The sequence below is a fragment of the Sinorhizobium fredii USDA 205 genome (assembly GCF_001461695.1).
GTDB classification, from domain to species: Bacteria; Pseudomonadota; Alphaproteobacteria; order Rhizobiales; family Rhizobiaceae; genus Sinorhizobium; species Sinorhizobium fredii.
Window position 1 is genome coordinate 78034 of record NZ_AUTC01000001.1, and the last position, 14512, is coordinate 92545.

Sequence of the window (14512 nt, forward strand, 5' to 3'; positions counted from 1 at the left end):
ACGGGGAGAGGGGGCAAATGCGGCGCGGGCGAATTCTCGGCCCGCCTGCGGGAAGAAGGTGGCCGGCAGGCCGCATGAGGGGCTATCGCTGAAACTCGGCGATCAGAACGTCCCGGCCTGCGGTGACGGCGTCTGCGCATCGGAGAGGGCGGCCTGCAGTTTCTGCTCCTGCTCCGGTGAGAGCGAGGTCTTGAGCACGCGGCCGCGAAGCCCCGAAAGTTCGGCCAGAACCTTTTCCGGCTGCACCTTGCGCACCAGGATGAAAAGGGCGGAGGAGTTGTTCGGGATCGTACTACCGAGCGACTTGATGAAATCGTCGTCGATACCGTAGTCGGCAAGCGAACCGGAAAGCGCCCCGGCACCTGCGCCGATCGCACCGCCGATCGCGAAGCCGGCGAGCGGGTTCAGGAAAAGCAAGCCGACCAGTCCGCCCCAGAGCGAGCCTGACAGCAGGCCCGAGGCTGCCCCGACCGTGGGGAGATTGATACTCTGTTTCAGATGCACCTTGCCTTCGGCGTCGCGCACCACGACGACCGCGTCTTCCAGATCGATCAGATATTCCTTCTTCAGGCTGTGGAGCTTCAGGAGGACCCGGTCGGCTTCCTCCGGCGCGTCGAAACCGATGACAATCAAGTCGGACATCTCTCTCTCCTCTGACCTTGAGGCGACGAAAACCTGTCGTCGCCAGCCAGGAGATAGTGCGGCGGGCGCGTCCGGGTAGTGACGGGTTCAAAGAGTTGCGACAGACTCTTTTCGAGGAGCCGCCGGGCTGCTCACGCCGCCTTCAGCGCACGACGGCGTGTTCGATCGCAGCGCGCAGGTCTTCGATCCCATCGCCCTTTTCCGATGACGTCGATAGGATCTCCGGATAGGCGGCCGGCCGCTTCTTGATCTTGTCGAGCGTTTCGGCGATCAGCCGCGGCACGCCGGCCGCCTTGATCTTGTCGGTCTTCGTCAGCACGATCTGATAGGAGACCGCCGCCTTGTCGAGGAGCGACAGCACCTCCTCGTCGTTCTTCTTGATGCCGTGGCGAGCGTCGATCAGCACATAGACGCGCTTCAGCGTCGAGCGGCCGCGCAGATAATCGAAGACGAGCTTCGTCCAGGCATCCACCTGTTCCTTCGGCGCCTGGGCATAGCCATAGCCGGGCATGTCGACGAGCGCCATCGGCGGCAGGTCATCGGCCTCGCCGGAATAACCGTCCGGCACGAAATAGTTGAGTTCCTGGGTGCGCCCGGGCGTGTTTGAGGTGCGGGCGAGGCCCTTGTGGCCGACGAGCGCATTGATCAGCGAGGACTTGCCGACATTGGAGCGTCCGGCAAAGGCGATCTCCGTCGGCCCCTCGGGCGGCAGGAACTTCATCGCCGGGACGCCGCGGATGAAGATCCACGGGCGACCGAAAACACTGGAGGCGTTCTGATTGTTCTGACCGGACATGTCCTGCGATCCTCTTAGCCGGGCCGGCATCAGGCTTTTGGCGTCGCTTGTCAAGCGCAGCTTTGGCTGCCCACAGGTGCCGATTCCCGCTGCATGAAAGAGAAAGCCCCGGATTACTCTTGATCCGGGGCCCAATGGCGCTGCAGGAGCGAAGGCGGTGCCGGCTATTCCGCCGGCTTCGGTCTCTTCGTGAACAGTCCCTTCAGATTGTCGAAGAGCTCGATCTTCACGCCCTGGCGCTTCATGATGATCGACTGCTGGGCGATCGACAGGGTGTTGTTCCAGGCCCAGTAGATCACCAGACCCGCCGGGAAGGACGCCAGCATGAAGGTGAAGACCAGCGGCATCCAGGTGAACAGCATAGCCTGGGTCGGATCCGGCGGCGTCGGGTTCATGCGCATCTGCAGGAACATGGTGACGCCCATGATGATCGGCCAGACACCGAGATGCAGGAAGGCCGGTCCGTCGAAGGGCAGCAGGCCGAAGAGGTTGACGATCGTCGTCGGATCGGGAGCGGAGAGATCCCTGATCCAGCCGAAGAACGGCGCGTGGCGCATCTCGATGGTGATGTAGATCACCTTGTAGAGCGCGAAGAACACCGGAATCTGGATGACAATCGGCCAGCAGCCTGCAAGCGGATTGATCTTCTCGTCCTTGTAGAGCTGCATCATTGCCTGCTGCAGCCCCATGCGGTCGTCGCCGAACTTCTTCTTCAGCTCCTCCATCTTCGGCTGGACCTTCTTCATGTTCGCCATCGAGGCATACTGCTTGTTGGCGAGCGGGAAGAAGATCAGCTTGACGACGATCGTGGTGATCAGGATCGCGATGCCGAAATTGCCGAACAGACGGAAGAAGAAATCCATCATTTTGAACATCGGCTTGGTGATGAAGTAGAACCAGCCCCAGTCGATCAGCTTGTCGAAGTTGGGGATCGAGTAGGCCACTTCATAATTGTCGACGACCGGGACTTCCTTGGCGCCCGCGAAGACGAGGTTCTTGACCTCGGCGGATTGGCCGGGAGCGACCGTGATCGCGTCACTCTTGTAGTCGCTCTGGTAACGCGGACGGCCGTCGGCGAAGTGGGAGAAGCGGATGTCGAAGGGCGTTTCCTGCGGCGGCACGATCGTCGCGGCCCAATATTTGTCGGTGATGCCCAGCCAGCCGCCCGTCGATTTGCCCGGTTCGACCGGCGGGCTGTCTTCGACCTTCGAATAGCCGACCTCCTGCAGGCCGTTGTCGCCGGCAACGCCGATGAAGCCCTCGTGCAGGACGTAGATGCTCGGCGTCGTCGGCTTGTTGAAGCGCGTGACGCGGCCATAGGAGGAAAGCGAGACCGGCGCGGCGCTGTCGTTCTTGATGCTGTCGACGACCTGGAACATGTAGTTCTCGTCGACCGAGATCGTCCGGGCGAAGGTGACGCCCTTGTCGTTCGTGTAGGTGAGGGTAACAGGCGTCGCCGGCGTCAGCTTGTCGCCGCCGGAAAGTGTCCAGACAGTCTGTGGACCAGGTACGGAGCCGGTCGCGTCGCTGCCGATATAGCCGATCTCGGTGAAATAGCCATCCGCGGTTTCTGCCGGGCTGAAGAGGGTGATGACCGGGCTCTTCGGGTCGACCGTCTCGTGGTAGCCCTTGAGCTTCAGGTCGTCGAAACGTGCGCCGGTCAGGTTGATGGAGCCGGACAGCGCCGGCGTGTCGATCGCGACGCGTGCAGACTTGGCGACGGCCTGGTCGCGGCTTTCGCCGGGAACGGCGCCACCGGGAAGTGCCTGGCCGGGTGCGGCCTGCTGGCCGCCCTGTTGCGGCTGCACCTGCTGTGTCTGCTGGGCCTTTTCCGCAGCGATCCGGTCCTTTTCCATCCTTGGATTGACATAGAAGTACTGCCAAGCGACGAGGATCAGCACCGAGAGCGCTATCGCCACGAAATAATTGCGATTGTTTTCCATCATGGTTTCCTGGAACCGGCCGGCGGCCGCTTCGGTTTCGGCTTGTTTTCGATGCGATCCTGCAGGCCCCGGGTCAATGCGTCAAAAGGCGCGTTCAGGAGATCGCGTCGGGCGACAATCACATAGTCGTGTCCGGGTTTCATTGCAAACCCGGCGGAAAGCCGCACGGCTTCTTTGAGGCGTCGGCGCATCCGGTTTCGCTCGACGGCATTGCCGTGTTTCTTGGTAACAGTGAAGCCGACGCGGGCTTCGCTTTCCGGATCGTTCCGGTCAAGCACTTCAAGGAGAAAGTGCGGCCCTTTTCGGGCTTCTCCCGCCCTGACCGCCAAAAACTGCGGACGGCTTTTCAGCCGTCCGACAGTGGTCTTGTCTTTTTCTGACGTCATGTGCCCAAACAATGCTTTCGGGCAGCTTCGGCTCAAGCCGAGAGACGCTTGCGGCCACGAGCCCGACGGGCTGCGAGGACCTTCTGGCCACCCTTGGTGGACATGCGTGCACGGAAGCCGTGACGGCGCTTGCGAACAAGCTTGGACGGTTGGTAGGTACGCTTCATTTTTTTAAATACCGCGGTGTGCGGCCCTTCTTGGGTTTGCAAATTGCAAGAGCGTTTACGTTACCGGGCACAGCTTCGCCTTCGGGCGACTTGACCGGACGTGCGCGGCTTATAAGGACAAATGCCCGAGAAAGTCAATTCCCGTCGAACGGCATCCCGCCTCTCCCCCCCGATCGGGTGCCCCACCTCCCGGACGTCTCTATCAAATCTGATGCGGCCCATGAGCGGTTTCTTAACCACATGTACTTTAGCATTTAATAATACGTGTAGGCCATGCGCTTCTGCCCGCTAAGGGCGAGTGGCCCAGGGGGGAGCAGGAAATGAGAATTCGCGGAAAGATCTACCTGATCGTTGGCATCATGAGCCTGCTGGCGGTCGCCATCACCGGCATGTCGCTGCTGATCGTATCCGAGTACAACGACGAGCTCGGCCAATTCCAGAACGCCTCCGAACGAAGCTTCAAGGGCGAGCGCCTCAATCGTCTGGTCACGGCCGTCGTGATGGAATCGCGCGGGGTCTACGCCGCGCCGACGATCGAAAAGGCGACCCCCTTCGCCGAGGGCATCATCAAGAACCTCGGCAAGATCGACGCGCTGTTGGAGGAGTGGCGTCCACTGGTACCGGCCGACAGGCTGCCGGCCTTCGACGCGGTGGCCGAACGCGCCGAGGAATTCAAGGCGTTCCGCACGGAAACCGCCCGGCTCGGCCGCGAGGTCTCGCCGCAGGCCGCCAACGAGCAGGGCAACAATGAGGCCAATCGCGCCAACCGAAAGGCCTTCCAGGCGGAGATCGACGTGGTCGTCGATGCCGACCGCGAGTCCCTCCAGGCCATCACGGATGGCATCGCCGCTTTCGAAGGCGCGGTCGTCCTCGTCGTCCTCGGCATTGCCGGCCTCGGCATGGCTGCCGGTATCGGCGCGGCCTTCTATATCGGCACCAACCATCTCAGCCGGCCGATCGTCGATCTGACTGGCAGGATGAAGCTGCTGGCCGGCGGCGAACTCTCCGTCGACGTGCCCTTTGCCGGACGCAAGGACGAGATCGGCGACATGGCGGCGGCGGTCGAAATCTTCAAGCAGAACGGGCTTGCGGTGCGCGAGCTCAATGCCCAGGAAGCGGCACTGCGCGAAAAGAGCGCCGACCTGCAGTCGAGCATCGGCATCGTCGTCGCGGCCGCCGCCGCCGGCGACTTCGCCCAACGTATCGGCAAGGACTACGACAACGACGATCTGAACCGCTTCGCGGCGAGCGTCAACGAGCTCGTCGGCAGCGTCGACAGCGGCATCGCCGAAACACGGCGGGTGATCGCGAGCCTGGCAGCAGGCGACCTGACGGAGAGCATGGAAGGCCGCTTCCAGGGCGCCTTCGCCGAACTGCAGAAGAATGTCAACGAGACGTTCTCGACCCTGCAGAAGACCATGCGCGAGGTGCGCTCGGCGACGGATTCGATCAACGGCAATGCATCGGAATTGCGTTCGGCCGCCGACGACCTGTCGAAGCGTACCGAGCAGCAGGCCGCCGCGCTCGAGGAAACCTCCGCCGCCCTCGACGAGATCACCGCGGCGGTGCGCAGCTCGACCGAGCGGGCCCACGAGGCGACTATCATGGTGACGGAAGCGAAGGAAAACGCCGCCGAATCCGCCTCCGTCGTCCGCAACGCGATCGACGCCATGGGGCGCATCGAGCAGGCCTCGAGCGAAATCGGCCAGATCACCAACGTCATCGACGAGATAGCCTTCCAGACCAACCTGCTGGCGCTGAACGCGGGCGTCGAGGCGGCACGGGCCGGCGACGCGGGCAAGGGTTTTGCGGTCGTCGCGCAGGAGGTCCGCGAACTCGCCCAACGCGCCGCCAGCGCCGCCAAGGACATCAAGGCGCTGATCTCGAAATCCGGCGGCGAGGTGGCGACCGGCGTCAAGCTGGTGCAGGCGACGGGCGCCGCGCTCGGCGAGATCGAGACGCGGGTGCTGAAGATCAACGACCACATCCATTCGATCGCCACCGCGGCGCGCGAGCAGTCGACGGGGCTCGGCGAGGTGAGCACCGCCATCAACCAGATGGATCAGGTGACGCAGCGCAACGCCGCCATGGTCGAGGAAGCGAATGCGGCTACGCACAAGCTCTCCGCCGAAGCCAATGGGCTCGCCACCCTCATCACCTATTTCAAGGTCGATCGCGAGCCGGCCCGGGCGATCACGCCCGCCAGGGAGACGAGCCGCCCGGTCACATCGCCCGCCCGCCGCATGATGGGAACGGTCGCCCGCGCCTTCGGGGGCGGTTCGGCAGCCACAGCCGCCGCCCGCAGCGAATGGGAAGAGTTCTGAGACGCCAGCTTGGCAAGAGCCAGGCGCCGTTAAGGAGCCCGCCGGCCGCCGCCGGCGGGCTTTCCTGTCTCACGGCAACGTGAGTTGCCATTGCCGTCCGTTCACGCTGTCGTTTAAGGGCGCGACCATTCTTTACTGGTCGGCGGTCAGGAGTCCTTCTAAATCAAGGAGTAAGTCACGCCGAAAGCAAAGTTCATGAGCCATGGTGCCAGCAACAGGGCGGAAGAAAAAACGGCCCTGCGCGCCCGCCTGGGCCGGGACGAGCGCGTATCCGGAGGTGGCCGGTCGCTCTGGCGGGCCGTGCCGCTTGCGCTGCTCATCGCAGGCGGAATAGCCTTCTACGCCCTCGGGCTGCAGGACCATGTTTCGCTGTCGGCGCTCGTCCGCCATCAGGAAGCGCTGAGCCTCCATGTCGATGCCCATCCCGTCCGCTCCGGCCTGGCTTTCTTCTTTTTCTATGTCGCGGCGGTGGTCTTTTCGATCCCCGCGGCATCGGTGCTGACGATTTCCGCCGGATTTCTATTCGGTCCTTTCCTCGGCGGCACGATCACGGTGCTTGCCGCTACCTTGGGGTCGAGCCTCCTGTTTCTCGCGGCACGCGGCGTGCTCGGCGATCTCCTGCGACGGCGTGCCGGACGCTTCGTGGAGCGTCTCGCGGAAGGGTTTCGGCGCAATGCGTTCCTTTATCTGCTGGTCCTACGATTGGCGCCGATCTTTCCGTTCTTCATCGTCAATATCGCGCCCGCTTTCTTCGACGTGAAGCTGCGCACCTTCGTCACTGCCACTCTTATCGGCATCGTTCCGGCAACCTTTGCCTATGCGTGGCTGGGCTGCGGCCTCGATGACGTGATCGCGCACGCAGGTCAGAGCGGCCACGCGCTGTCGCCTTCGGATTTTGCCACCAAGGAAATTTCGCTCGCCCTTCTCGCGCTGGCGCTGTTTGCGGCATTGCCTCTGGCCTACAGGCTAATAAAGTCACGTCGACAAGGCTGACGCGAAAGGGCGCGCCGCGTGGGGAAGATACTCAATCCGGATATTTGCGTGATCGGCGGCGGGGCGGCCGGCCTGTCGATCGCCGCCGGTGCGGCCGCCTTCGGTGTTCCCGTCGTCCTCGTCGAACAGGGCAGGATGGGCGGCGATTGCCTGAACTACGGCTGCGTGCCGTCGAAGGCGCTGATCGCGGCGGCAAGGCAGGCGCAGGCGATGCGCCAGGCCGGCGCGTTCGGCCTGGTGGCGGCGGAGCCGTTCATCGATGGCGAAAGGCTGCAGTCTCGCATCCGCTCGGTGATCGAGGGCATCGCGCCGCATGATTCCGTCGAGCGCTTCTCGAGCCTCGGCGTCGAGGTGATCCAGGAAACGGCCCGCTTCCTTGATGACCGGACGGTTGCCGCCGGCGATCATCTCATTCGCGCCCGGCGTTTCGTCATCGCCACGGGCTCCTCGCCGGCCATTCCGCCGATCGCGGGATTGGCGGAGGTGCCGTATCTGACCAACGAATCGCTGTTCGAGTTCACGCCCCTGCCGCGCCATCTCGTCGTCGTCGGCGCCGGGCCGTTCGGTCTCGAGATGGCGCAGGCCCATTGCCGGCTGGGAGCCCGGGTGACTGTCGTCGAAAGGGCCGATGCGCTTTCCAACGAGGACCGGGAACTGAAGGCGATCGTGCTCGATGCCGTCCGAACCGAAGGCACGGCTCTCCACGAACGGACCACCATTCGCTCGATCGAGCGCGATGGCGACGGGGTCCGTCTGCACTGCGAGGGTAAGAACGGAGGATTCGATATCGAAGGCAGCGACCTGTTGCTCGCCACGGGCCGTACCGCGAATCATGCAGCGCTGGACCTTGGCGCCGCGGGCATTCGTCACGACGCGGAGCGGATTCACGTCGGCGCCGACCTGCGTACGAGCAACCGCCGCGTCTATGCGATCGGCGACGCGGCGGGCGGTCTGCAGTTCACGCATGCGGCGAACTATCACGCGCGGCTCGTCCTGCAGCAGATTCTCTTCCGTCTGCCGGGCCACGAAACCCGGAGGATCGTCCCCCGCGTCATCTTTACGGACCCGGAGATTGCCCAGGTCGGGGCAACGGAGGAAGAAGCGCGCGCAAGCTTCGGCACGGTCGAAGTGGTTCGCTCGGATCTGTCGGGAAGCGATCGGGCTCGAACGGATGGGCTGGACCGGGGAATGGTCAAGATCGTGGTCGGCCGCGGTGGGCGCATTCTGGGCGCCGGTATCGCCGGTGCCGCGGCGGGCGAGATGATCAATCTCTGGGCCTTTGCCATTGCCAACCGGCTGACGCTCAAGAATTTTCGCGATTACGTCGCGCCCTATCCCACCCTTTCCGAGATTGGAAAACAGGCGGCGATCTCCTATTATTCACCAATGGCGCGAAATCGCTACGTTCGCGCTGCGATCCGCATCCTACGGCGTTTCGGCTGAGGGCAGGGAATATCACAGGTTATGGTAGAAGACGCACGTCCGGCCAATGAGAGTGCGCCGCCGCGAGCGGCCGTCGGATTTCTGCGCGGGCTCTCCGGCAAGCTCCTGGTGCTGACGATCGCCTTCGTCATGCTGGCGGAGGTGCTGATCTTCGTGCCCTCCGTCGCCAACATGCGGATCCGCTGGCTCGAGGACCGGCTGAACACCGTGGCCGCCGCCGCCGTCGTCGTCGACGGGCTGCAGAATATCGAGCTGCCGCGCGCCGTGCAGCGCGAGACGCTGATGGCGACCGGCACCAAGGCGATCGTCATCCGCCGCAAGGATGCGTCGCGGATGATCGCGACCGTCGACATGCCGCCGGCGATCGACGGCGAATACGACATCGCCAATTTCACCGCCCTCAGCGCGATCCGCGACGCCTTCGATACGCTGCTGTTCGGCGGCAACCGCGTCATGCGCGTCTATGGGCCGCTCGGCGAGAGCGAAGCGACGATCGAACTGGTGATGAAGGATGCCAGCCTGCGCAAGGCCATGCTCGTCTATTCGCGCAATGTCTTCCTGCTGTCGATCGTCATTTCGCTGATCACGGCGGCGCTGATCTTCCTCGCCATCAACCGCATGCTGATCGTGCCGATCAAGCGCCTGACGGCGAGCATGCAGGAATTTTCCGACGAGCCGTCCAGTCCGGAACGGGTCCTCGTGCCGCCAGATGGCGGGGACGAGCTGGCGGTCGCCGGCCAGCACCTCGCCAGCATGCAGCGCGAGTTGCAGAAGACCTTGAAGCAGCAGAAGAGCCTCGCCGAACTCGGCCTTGCCGTTTCGAAGATCAACCACGACATGCGCAACATCCTGTCCTCGGCGCAGCTTATCTCGGACCGGCTGGCCGATGTCGACGATCCGGTGGTCAAGCGCTTCGCGCCGACGCTGCTCAGGACCATCGACCGCGCCGTCGGCTATACGCAGGAGGTCCTCTCCTATGGGCGCACCGCCGAGGCCGAACCGCACCGCCGCTTCGTGGCGCTTCGCCCGCTTGTCCAGGACGTCGGCGAGCTCCTGGCGGTCGATCGCCAGAGCGGCATAGAATTCGACGTCCAGGTCCGCGACGACATCATGGTCGATGCGGACAGCGAGCAGCTTTTCCGCGTCGTGCACAATATCTGCCGCAATGCCGTCCAGGCACTGACGAACCACCAGCCCGACGACGGCCGCCCGGCGATGATTTCCGTAGCGGCCGTCCGGACGGGCAGCGTCGTGACGATTTCGATCGAGGATACCGGCCCGGGCATGCCGGCCAAGGCACGCGAAAACCTCTTCGCCGCTTTCCGCGGCTCGGCGCGCTCCGGCGGCACCGGGCTTGGCCTCGCGATCGCTCGCGAACTGGTGCTCGCCCATGGTGGCACGATCGCGCTCGTCGAAAAGCCGACGCCCGGCACGCTGTTTCGCATCGAGCTTCCTGACCGCCCGGTGCGGCTCGACGCCTTCCGCGCCAAGGGCCGCTCGTGAATCCTCGCTACAGCGCCGCGCGCCCTATCAGGCGCGCAAAGGTCGCTGTAGCACTTTGAATTGCTGCATGTCTTTGTCCTTAGATCGAGGTCGATGTAAAGAGACATGCAGTAGCAGCGGCGCCGTGCCGGGACGCGCGTTTCGGCTCGCCTCCGTCGTCGCAAAAATGAAGTTTTTTGCCGAAAGGCGCTTGCAATCGCCGAAAGGACCCTTTAGAGGATCGCCACGCAAGCGGTGGTCACCGCTTCAGGCACGCACCCGTAGCTCAGCTGGATAGAGCACCAGACTACGAATCTGGGGGTCAGGAGTTCGAATCTCTTCGGGTGCGCCACTTCTTTCCAATTAAAGCCGCGCACCTACAACACCGGCATGCCGGTCAAGCGCCCTGCGCGTCCTCAGCCGGGATGGCTGAAGCGGGCCACTTTCGCATCCCTCGTCAGGTTGCGGAAGCTGGTTCCGCTCATATGCACCAGCGTTCGGTGGTCGCCGCCCTCGAAGTAGACGTCGTTGGCCTTGTCGAGGCTCTCGTCGAGGATGACCGGCACACCATAGGCCGATCCGATAGGCGGCACCGCGCCGATCTCGCAATCGGAAAAGAGCGTGCTGACCTCTTCCTCGGAGGCAAGGCCCAGACGCCTGTTCATGACATCCTGCAGCGTCGAGAGCTCGACCCGGTGTGTGGCCGGCACGACGGCAAGCACGTAGCCCATCTCGTGGTGCACGACCACGGATTTGGCCAGCCTGTTGCCCGGAACGTGGGCGGCCTCTGCGGTCTGGCTGGTCGTTGCGGTACGGTGGTGAGGGACGGTATCGTAGTCGATCCCCTCGGTCTCGATATAGTGCTGGAGTTTCCTTGCGATCGTCATCGTAGGCGTCCCTTCTGTTAAGCGGTGACGCGGAAAAAGATCATTCTGCTCTGATCGTCTGCGGAGTCAACGATGAAGGCACGGCCTGCGGGAAGCCACTTGCCGGACGGAACGCGCCCAACTGCGATCACCACACGAACGGAACGAGCCGATAGGGCACCCGTTCCGCATAGGCGTCGTATCCGGCGAGGCCGGCGCGAAGAGCCTTTTCTTCAATGCCGATGCGGATGGCGAGCAGGGCTGCGAGCCCCAATGCGGCCAGCAGCCCCCACCAGGAGCCGAGCAGCAGCGAGGTGCCGGCGACGAAAAGCAGGCTGCCGCTGTAGAGCGGGTGGCGGACATAGCGATAGGGGCCTGTCGTGACCACCCTTTGTCCCCGCTCGCTCTGCACCTTCACGACGGGTGCGGCGAAGCTGTTTTCCCGCATCACACGGTAGCTGAAGACGATGGAGAGAACGAGCAGCAGCGCACCCGCCGCCTGTACCCATGGCGGCACTGTCGACCATCTGAAACGTGCGGCATCGAGCGCCATGAAGGCGAAGGCGCCGAACAGGAACGGGAGAAGCACGGAAAGGAGCACCTTGTCGGCCTTCGGCTGGTCTTTCTGGATGGGTGCGGCCAATCGCTCCCTGAGCAGCGCCGGATCGTGCCAGGCGAGCAGCAGGCCGGTGGTGAGCGAAAGCGCCAGCATAATGGCGAGGTAAATCCACGCGGCCAGCCAGGCGAAGGTTCCGGCTGAAGCGAAGAGAACAGCTCCCATGATGCCGAACCAGACGACGGTCTGGACGATCAGTCTGACGACCATCGGTGAGCTCCTTGCAGTAGTACTATGCTGCCCCGGCGCTCCCGAAGCTAGCGGCGCAGTGGGGCACGTTTGCGGCAGGTTGGCCTCCTTTTTTCGGCGCGTTCACGATGTTGTGCCTCGGCGCGCCTCAAAACCGCTGCGGCGGATTCCTACATGACTTCCGTTGGCATGCCATCCAGGACAAGGAGGGCGTTAATGTATCGTTACATGATGAAAGAGTTGATGCTGATCATTGCCGGCCTGATGATCTGCGCCCTTCTGATCCTGCTCGTCACCCAGATGCCAGTCGCATCGCTCTGAGGTTGGCCGCCATTCAGACCCTGCCCAGACTTTCCATCGTTCGGGGATCCCTGACGCCATTGTAGTAGTGGTCGAGCGCTTTTGCGAATGCGTCGACGGTCGGGTCGGCGGCCTCGAAGAGCGTCATCGACGAGCGGAACTTCAGATCGTCCGGCCGTCCGAAGATGGCCAGAGTGCTGCGTCCGGCTACCGCATTCACGGCTTCCGTACATTCGACAAGGCGCCGGCCGAGCAGCGGGTGTCCGAGATAGGCCCGCGCCTCGTCGAGATCCGCCAGCGCATAATATTGCGCCATCGAGGAGTGGCCGAGGCCCCGGATCTGCGGGAAGATGAACCACATCCAGTGGGTCCGCTTGGCGCCGGCGCGAAGCTCCGCCAATGCGGTTTCATAGACGCCTTGCTGGGCCTCGACGAAGCGCTCGAGACTGAAGGCTTCGCTCATCTTTGTTTGCCTTGGCTGAATACCGGGAGGAGGTCCGTGCCCGCCCTTACCATCGCTGATGAACATGAACCTTGATCAGCCGCTCGTAAAGTGCGGCGATCGCCTCCATCGTCGCTCCGTCGATCGAGGCAAGAGCGCTCGCCGCCGCGTTCGATTGCGCCTGTTCGGCATTTCGGGCGCCGGGAATGACGACGGAAACTGCCTCCTGCGCGAGGATCCAGCGGAGCGCGAATTGCGCCATCGGCACATTGGCCGGCACCAGCCTGCGCAACTCATCCACGGCTTCCAGCGCAACCTCGAACGGCACGCCGGCGAAGGTCTCGCCGACGTCGAAGGCTTCGCCGTGGCGGTTGAAGTTGCGGTGGTCATCGGCGGCGAAGACCGTGTCCCTGCCGATCTTGCCGGAAAGCAGGCCGGAGGCGAGCGGCACGCGCACGATGATGCCGACATTCTTTTTCCTTGCCTCGGCAAAGAAGAGGTCATGCGGCCGCTGGCGGAAGATATTGTAGATGATCTGCACCGTGGCGACGCCGGGATATTCGATCGCCTTCAGGGCCTCCTCGACCCTTTCGACCGAGACGCCGTAGTGGCGGATCTTGCCCTTGGTCACAAGCTGGTCGAGCGCGCCGAAGAGCTCCGGGTGGTAGTAGACGTCCGTCGGCGGGCAATGGAGCTGGACGAGATCGAGTGTCTCTACGCCGAGATTCTTAAGGCTCCGGTCGATGAAGGCTTCGATATTGGCGCCGGTATAGGCCTCGGCAACATGCGGATTGAGCCGTCGCCCGGCCTTGGTCGCGACAAAGGGCTTCTCACCTCCGCGCTCCTTCAGCACCGCTGCGATGATCTTTTCCGAGCGCCCGTCGCCATAGACGTCGGCGGTGTCGATGAAGGTGACGCCATTGTCGAGCGCGGCGTGAAGGGCGCGCTTGCCGTCTGCCTCGCTGACATCGCCCCAGGAGCCGCCGATCTGCCAGGCGCCGAAGCCGATCTCCGAAATCGTTGCGCTCGTCCGTCCCAAAGTCCTCGTCTTCATCTGAATGTCTCCTCGCTTTACCCATCTCGCAGCGGCGCCACGCATGTTTATCGGTCATTTGTATGATGATTGTGAGACCGAGGAAAAAGGGCGTCAATTCTCGAGCGATACGATCGCCTTGCCGCGGCTGAGGTCACTGACGAGGTCGCGTGTCGCTTCCGCCGTGTCCTTCCGCAGTTCAATCACCAACACTGCACCTGTGTCGGTGAAGCTTTCGCCGGCGATCGCAACGCCGCGGGCGGTGAGCCGCGCCTTGATCAGGGCGAGATCGACAAAGTCGCAGGCGACCGTGGCACGGAGCGTCTCGATCCGTTCGACCTTTTCCGCAGCCCTCAGGCAGAGTGCGGCGGTGCCGCCATAGGCGCGGATCAGCCCGCCGCTGCCGAGCAGGACACCGCCGAACCAGCGCGTCACGACGACCGCGACCCGGTCGAGCGACTGGCCGTCGATCGCCGACAGGATCGGCTTGCCCGCCGTGCCGCTCGGCTCGCCGTCATCGTTGAAGCGATAGGTCTGGCCGATCCGCCAGGCCCAGCAATTGTGGTTGGCGGCCGGCTCGGAATGGGCGGCGAGAAAGGCCTTGGCCGACGCCTCGTCGTCGATCGGGCCGGCGATCGCCAGAAAGCGGCTCTTCTTGATTTCCTGTGTCGAGGTCTCGATGCGCTGGAGCGTGAACATCCGCTGTTTCCGTTTGGGAGCGCTCATAGCGGAATGTTGGCGTTGCGTCATCCTCGATGGACTGCCTGCGCAGCATTACCCCTCCCCAACCCCTTCCCACAGGTGGGAGGGGCTCTGGCGCCCGCTGCGGCCGAGCGCCGTGCCTGAAGATTTCGGCCTCGTTGCAACGGTCAAAAAAGGCGTGGAAGTGT

General features: G+C 63.5%; 14 protein-coding genes and 1 tRNA gene. 5 read left to right on the forward strand and 10 right to left on the reverse strand.

The features are described 5' to 3' along the window. Positions 1–102 precede the first annotated feature (102 nt). The 5 genes from N181_RS00365 to rpmH form a co-directional block, all read right to left on the reverse strand. On the reverse strand, positions 103–642 hold the full coding sequence (locus N181_RS00365) for a DUF1269 domain-containing protein (protein WP_014327111.1): 540 nt from the start codon (positions 640–642) through the stop codon (positions 103–105). A gap of 142 nt (positions 643–784) precedes the next feature. Further along, on the reverse strand, positions 785–1438 hold the full coding sequence (yihA, locus tag N181_RS00370) for a ribosome biogenesis GTP-binding protein YihA/YsxC (protein WP_014327112.1): 654 nt from the start codon (positions 1436–1438) through the stop codon (positions 785–787). 164 nt (positions 1439–1602) lie between these two features. Continuing rightward, positions 1603–3381: a membrane protein insertase YidC gene (gene yidC / locus N181_RS00375; protein WP_174839374.1), complete on the reverse strand. Its 1779-nt coding sequence runs from the start codon at positions 3379–3381 to the stop codon at positions 1603–1605. Then, positions 3381–3779, reverse strand: coding sequence for a ribonuclease P protein component (gene rnpA / locus N181_RS00380; protein ID WP_037391814.1), 399 nt, complete (start codon positions 3777–3779; stop codon positions 3381–3383). The genes yidC and rnpA overlap by 1 nt, the downstream gene beginning before the upstream one ends. A 20-nt stretch (positions 3780–3799) precedes the next feature. Continuing rightward, a complete protein-coding gene (gene rpmH, locus N181_RS30630) occupies positions 3800–3934 on the reverse strand; it encodes a 50S ribosomal protein L34 (protein ID WP_012706673.1) in 135 nt (44 codons plus the stop codon). Positions 3935–4254: 320 nt separating this feature from the next. Between rpmH and N181_RS00385 the strand changes: the two genes are divergently transcribed. The 5 genes from N181_RS00385 (at position 4255) to N181_RS00405 (ending at position 10528) form a co-directional block, all read left to right on the forward strand. Beyond that, positions 4255–6258 carry a methyl-accepting chemotaxis protein gene (locus N181_RS00385; protein WP_037435375.1) on the forward strand — a complete coding sequence of 668 codons (2004 nt, stop codon included), beginning with the start codon at positions 4255–4257 and terminating at the stop codon, positions 6256–6258. Between the two features lie 195 nt (positions 6259–6453). Next, entirely contained in the window at positions 6454–7251 is a 798-nt protein-coding gene (locus N181_RS00390) for a TVP38/TMEM64 family protein (protein ID WP_014327116.1), read from the forward strand. 18 nt (positions 7252–7269) lie between these two features. Next, a complete protein-coding gene (locus N181_RS00395; RefSeq protein WP_014327117.1) occupies positions 7270–8694 on the forward strand; it encodes a dihydrolipoyl dehydrogenase family protein in 1425 nt (474 codons plus the stop codon). A 21-nt stretch (positions 8695–8715) separates the two neighbouring features. After that, positions 8716–10197, forward strand: coding sequence for a sensor histidine kinase (locus N181_RS00400; RefSeq protein ID WP_014327118.1), 1482 nt, complete (start codon positions 8716–8718; stop codon positions 10195–10197). A gap of 254 nt (positions 10198–10451) precedes the next feature. Then, positions 10452–10528 (forward strand) — tRNA-Arg (locus tag N181_RS00405). 64 nt (positions 10529–10592) lie between these two features. Here the strand turns inward: N181_RS00405 and N181_RS00410 are convergent. The 5 genes from N181_RS00410 to N181_RS00430 form a co-directional block, all read right to left on the reverse strand. Continuing rightward, the gene (locus N181_RS00410) at positions 10593–11063 is read right to left on the reverse strand and encodes an aminoacyl-tRNA deacylase (protein ID WP_014327119.1); all 471 of its coding nucleotides are present in this window, start codon (positions 11061–11063) and stop codon (positions 10593–10595) included. A gap of 127 nt (positions 11064–11190) precedes the next feature. Then, a complete protein-coding gene (locus tag N181_RS00415) occupies positions 11191–11868 on the reverse strand; it encodes a methyltransferase family protein (RefSeq protein WP_037391819.1) in 678 nt (225 codons plus the stop codon). A gap of 313 nt (positions 11869–12181) precedes the next feature. Continuing rightward, entirely contained in the window at positions 12182–12610 is a 429-nt protein-coding gene (locus N181_RS00420) for a DUF1810 domain-containing protein (protein WP_037391820.1), read from the reverse strand. A 46-nt stretch (positions 12611–12656) separates the two neighbouring features. Beyond that, positions 12657–13643 (reverse strand): aldo/keto reductase, encoded by a 987-nt coding sequence (locus N181_RS00425; RefSeq protein ID WP_014327123.1) that lies wholly within the window; start codon positions 13641–13643, stop codon positions 12657–12659. A gap of 93 nt (positions 13644–13736) precedes the next feature. Beyond that, entirely contained in the window at positions 13737–14321 is a 585-nt protein-coding gene (locus N181_RS00430) for an IMPACT family protein (protein ID WP_037391821.1), read from the reverse strand. Positions 14322–14512 lie beyond the last annotated feature (191 nt).

Coding starts and splice junctions, on each gene's coding strand:
- yidC (WP_174839374.1), bottom strand. CDS start 3,381: ATGGAAAACAATCGCAATTATTTCGTGGCGATAGCGCTCTCGGTGCTG.
- yihA (WP_014327112.1), bottom strand. CDS start 1,438: ATGTCCGGTCAGAACAATCAGAACGCCTCCAGTGTTTTCGGTCGCCCG.
- N181_RS00415 (WP_037391819.1), bottom strand. CDS start 11,868: ATGGTCGTCAGACTGATCGTCCAGACCGTCGTCTGGTTCGGCATCATG.
- N181_RS00400 (WP_014327118.1), top strand. CDS start 8,716: ATGGTAGAAGACGCACGTCCGGCCAATGAGAGTGCGCCGCCGCGAGCG.
- N181_RS00385 (WP_037435375.1), top strand. CDS start 4,255: ATGAGAATTCGCGGAAAGATCTACCTGATCGTTGGCATCATGAGCCTG.
- N181_RS00420 (WP_037391820.1), bottom strand. CDS start 12,610: ATGAGCGAAGCCTTCAGTCTCGAGCGCTTCGTCGAGGCCCAGCAAGGC.
- N181_RS00410 (WP_014327119.1), bottom strand. CDS start 11,063: ATGACGATCGCAAGGAAACTCCAGCACTATATCGAGACCGAGGGGATC.
- rpmH (WP_012706673.1), bottom strand. CDS start 3,934: ATGAAGCGTACCTACCAACCGTCCAAGCTTGTTCGCAAGCGCCGTCAC.
- N181_RS00390 (WP_014327116.1), top strand. CDS start 6,454: ATGAGCCATGGTGCCAGCAACAGGGCGGAAGAAAAAACGGCCCTGCGC.
- N181_RS00425 (WP_014327123.1), bottom strand. CDS start 13,643: ATGAAGACGAGGACTTTGGGACGGACGAGCGCAACGATTTCGGAGATC.
- N181_RS00430 (WP_037391821.1), bottom strand. CDS start 14,321: ATGTTCACGCTCCAGCGCATCGAGACCTCGACACAGGAAATCAAGAAG.
- N181_RS00365 (WP_014327111.1), bottom strand. CDS start 642: ATGTCCGACTTGATTGTCATCGGTTTCGACGCGCCGGAGGAAGCCGAC.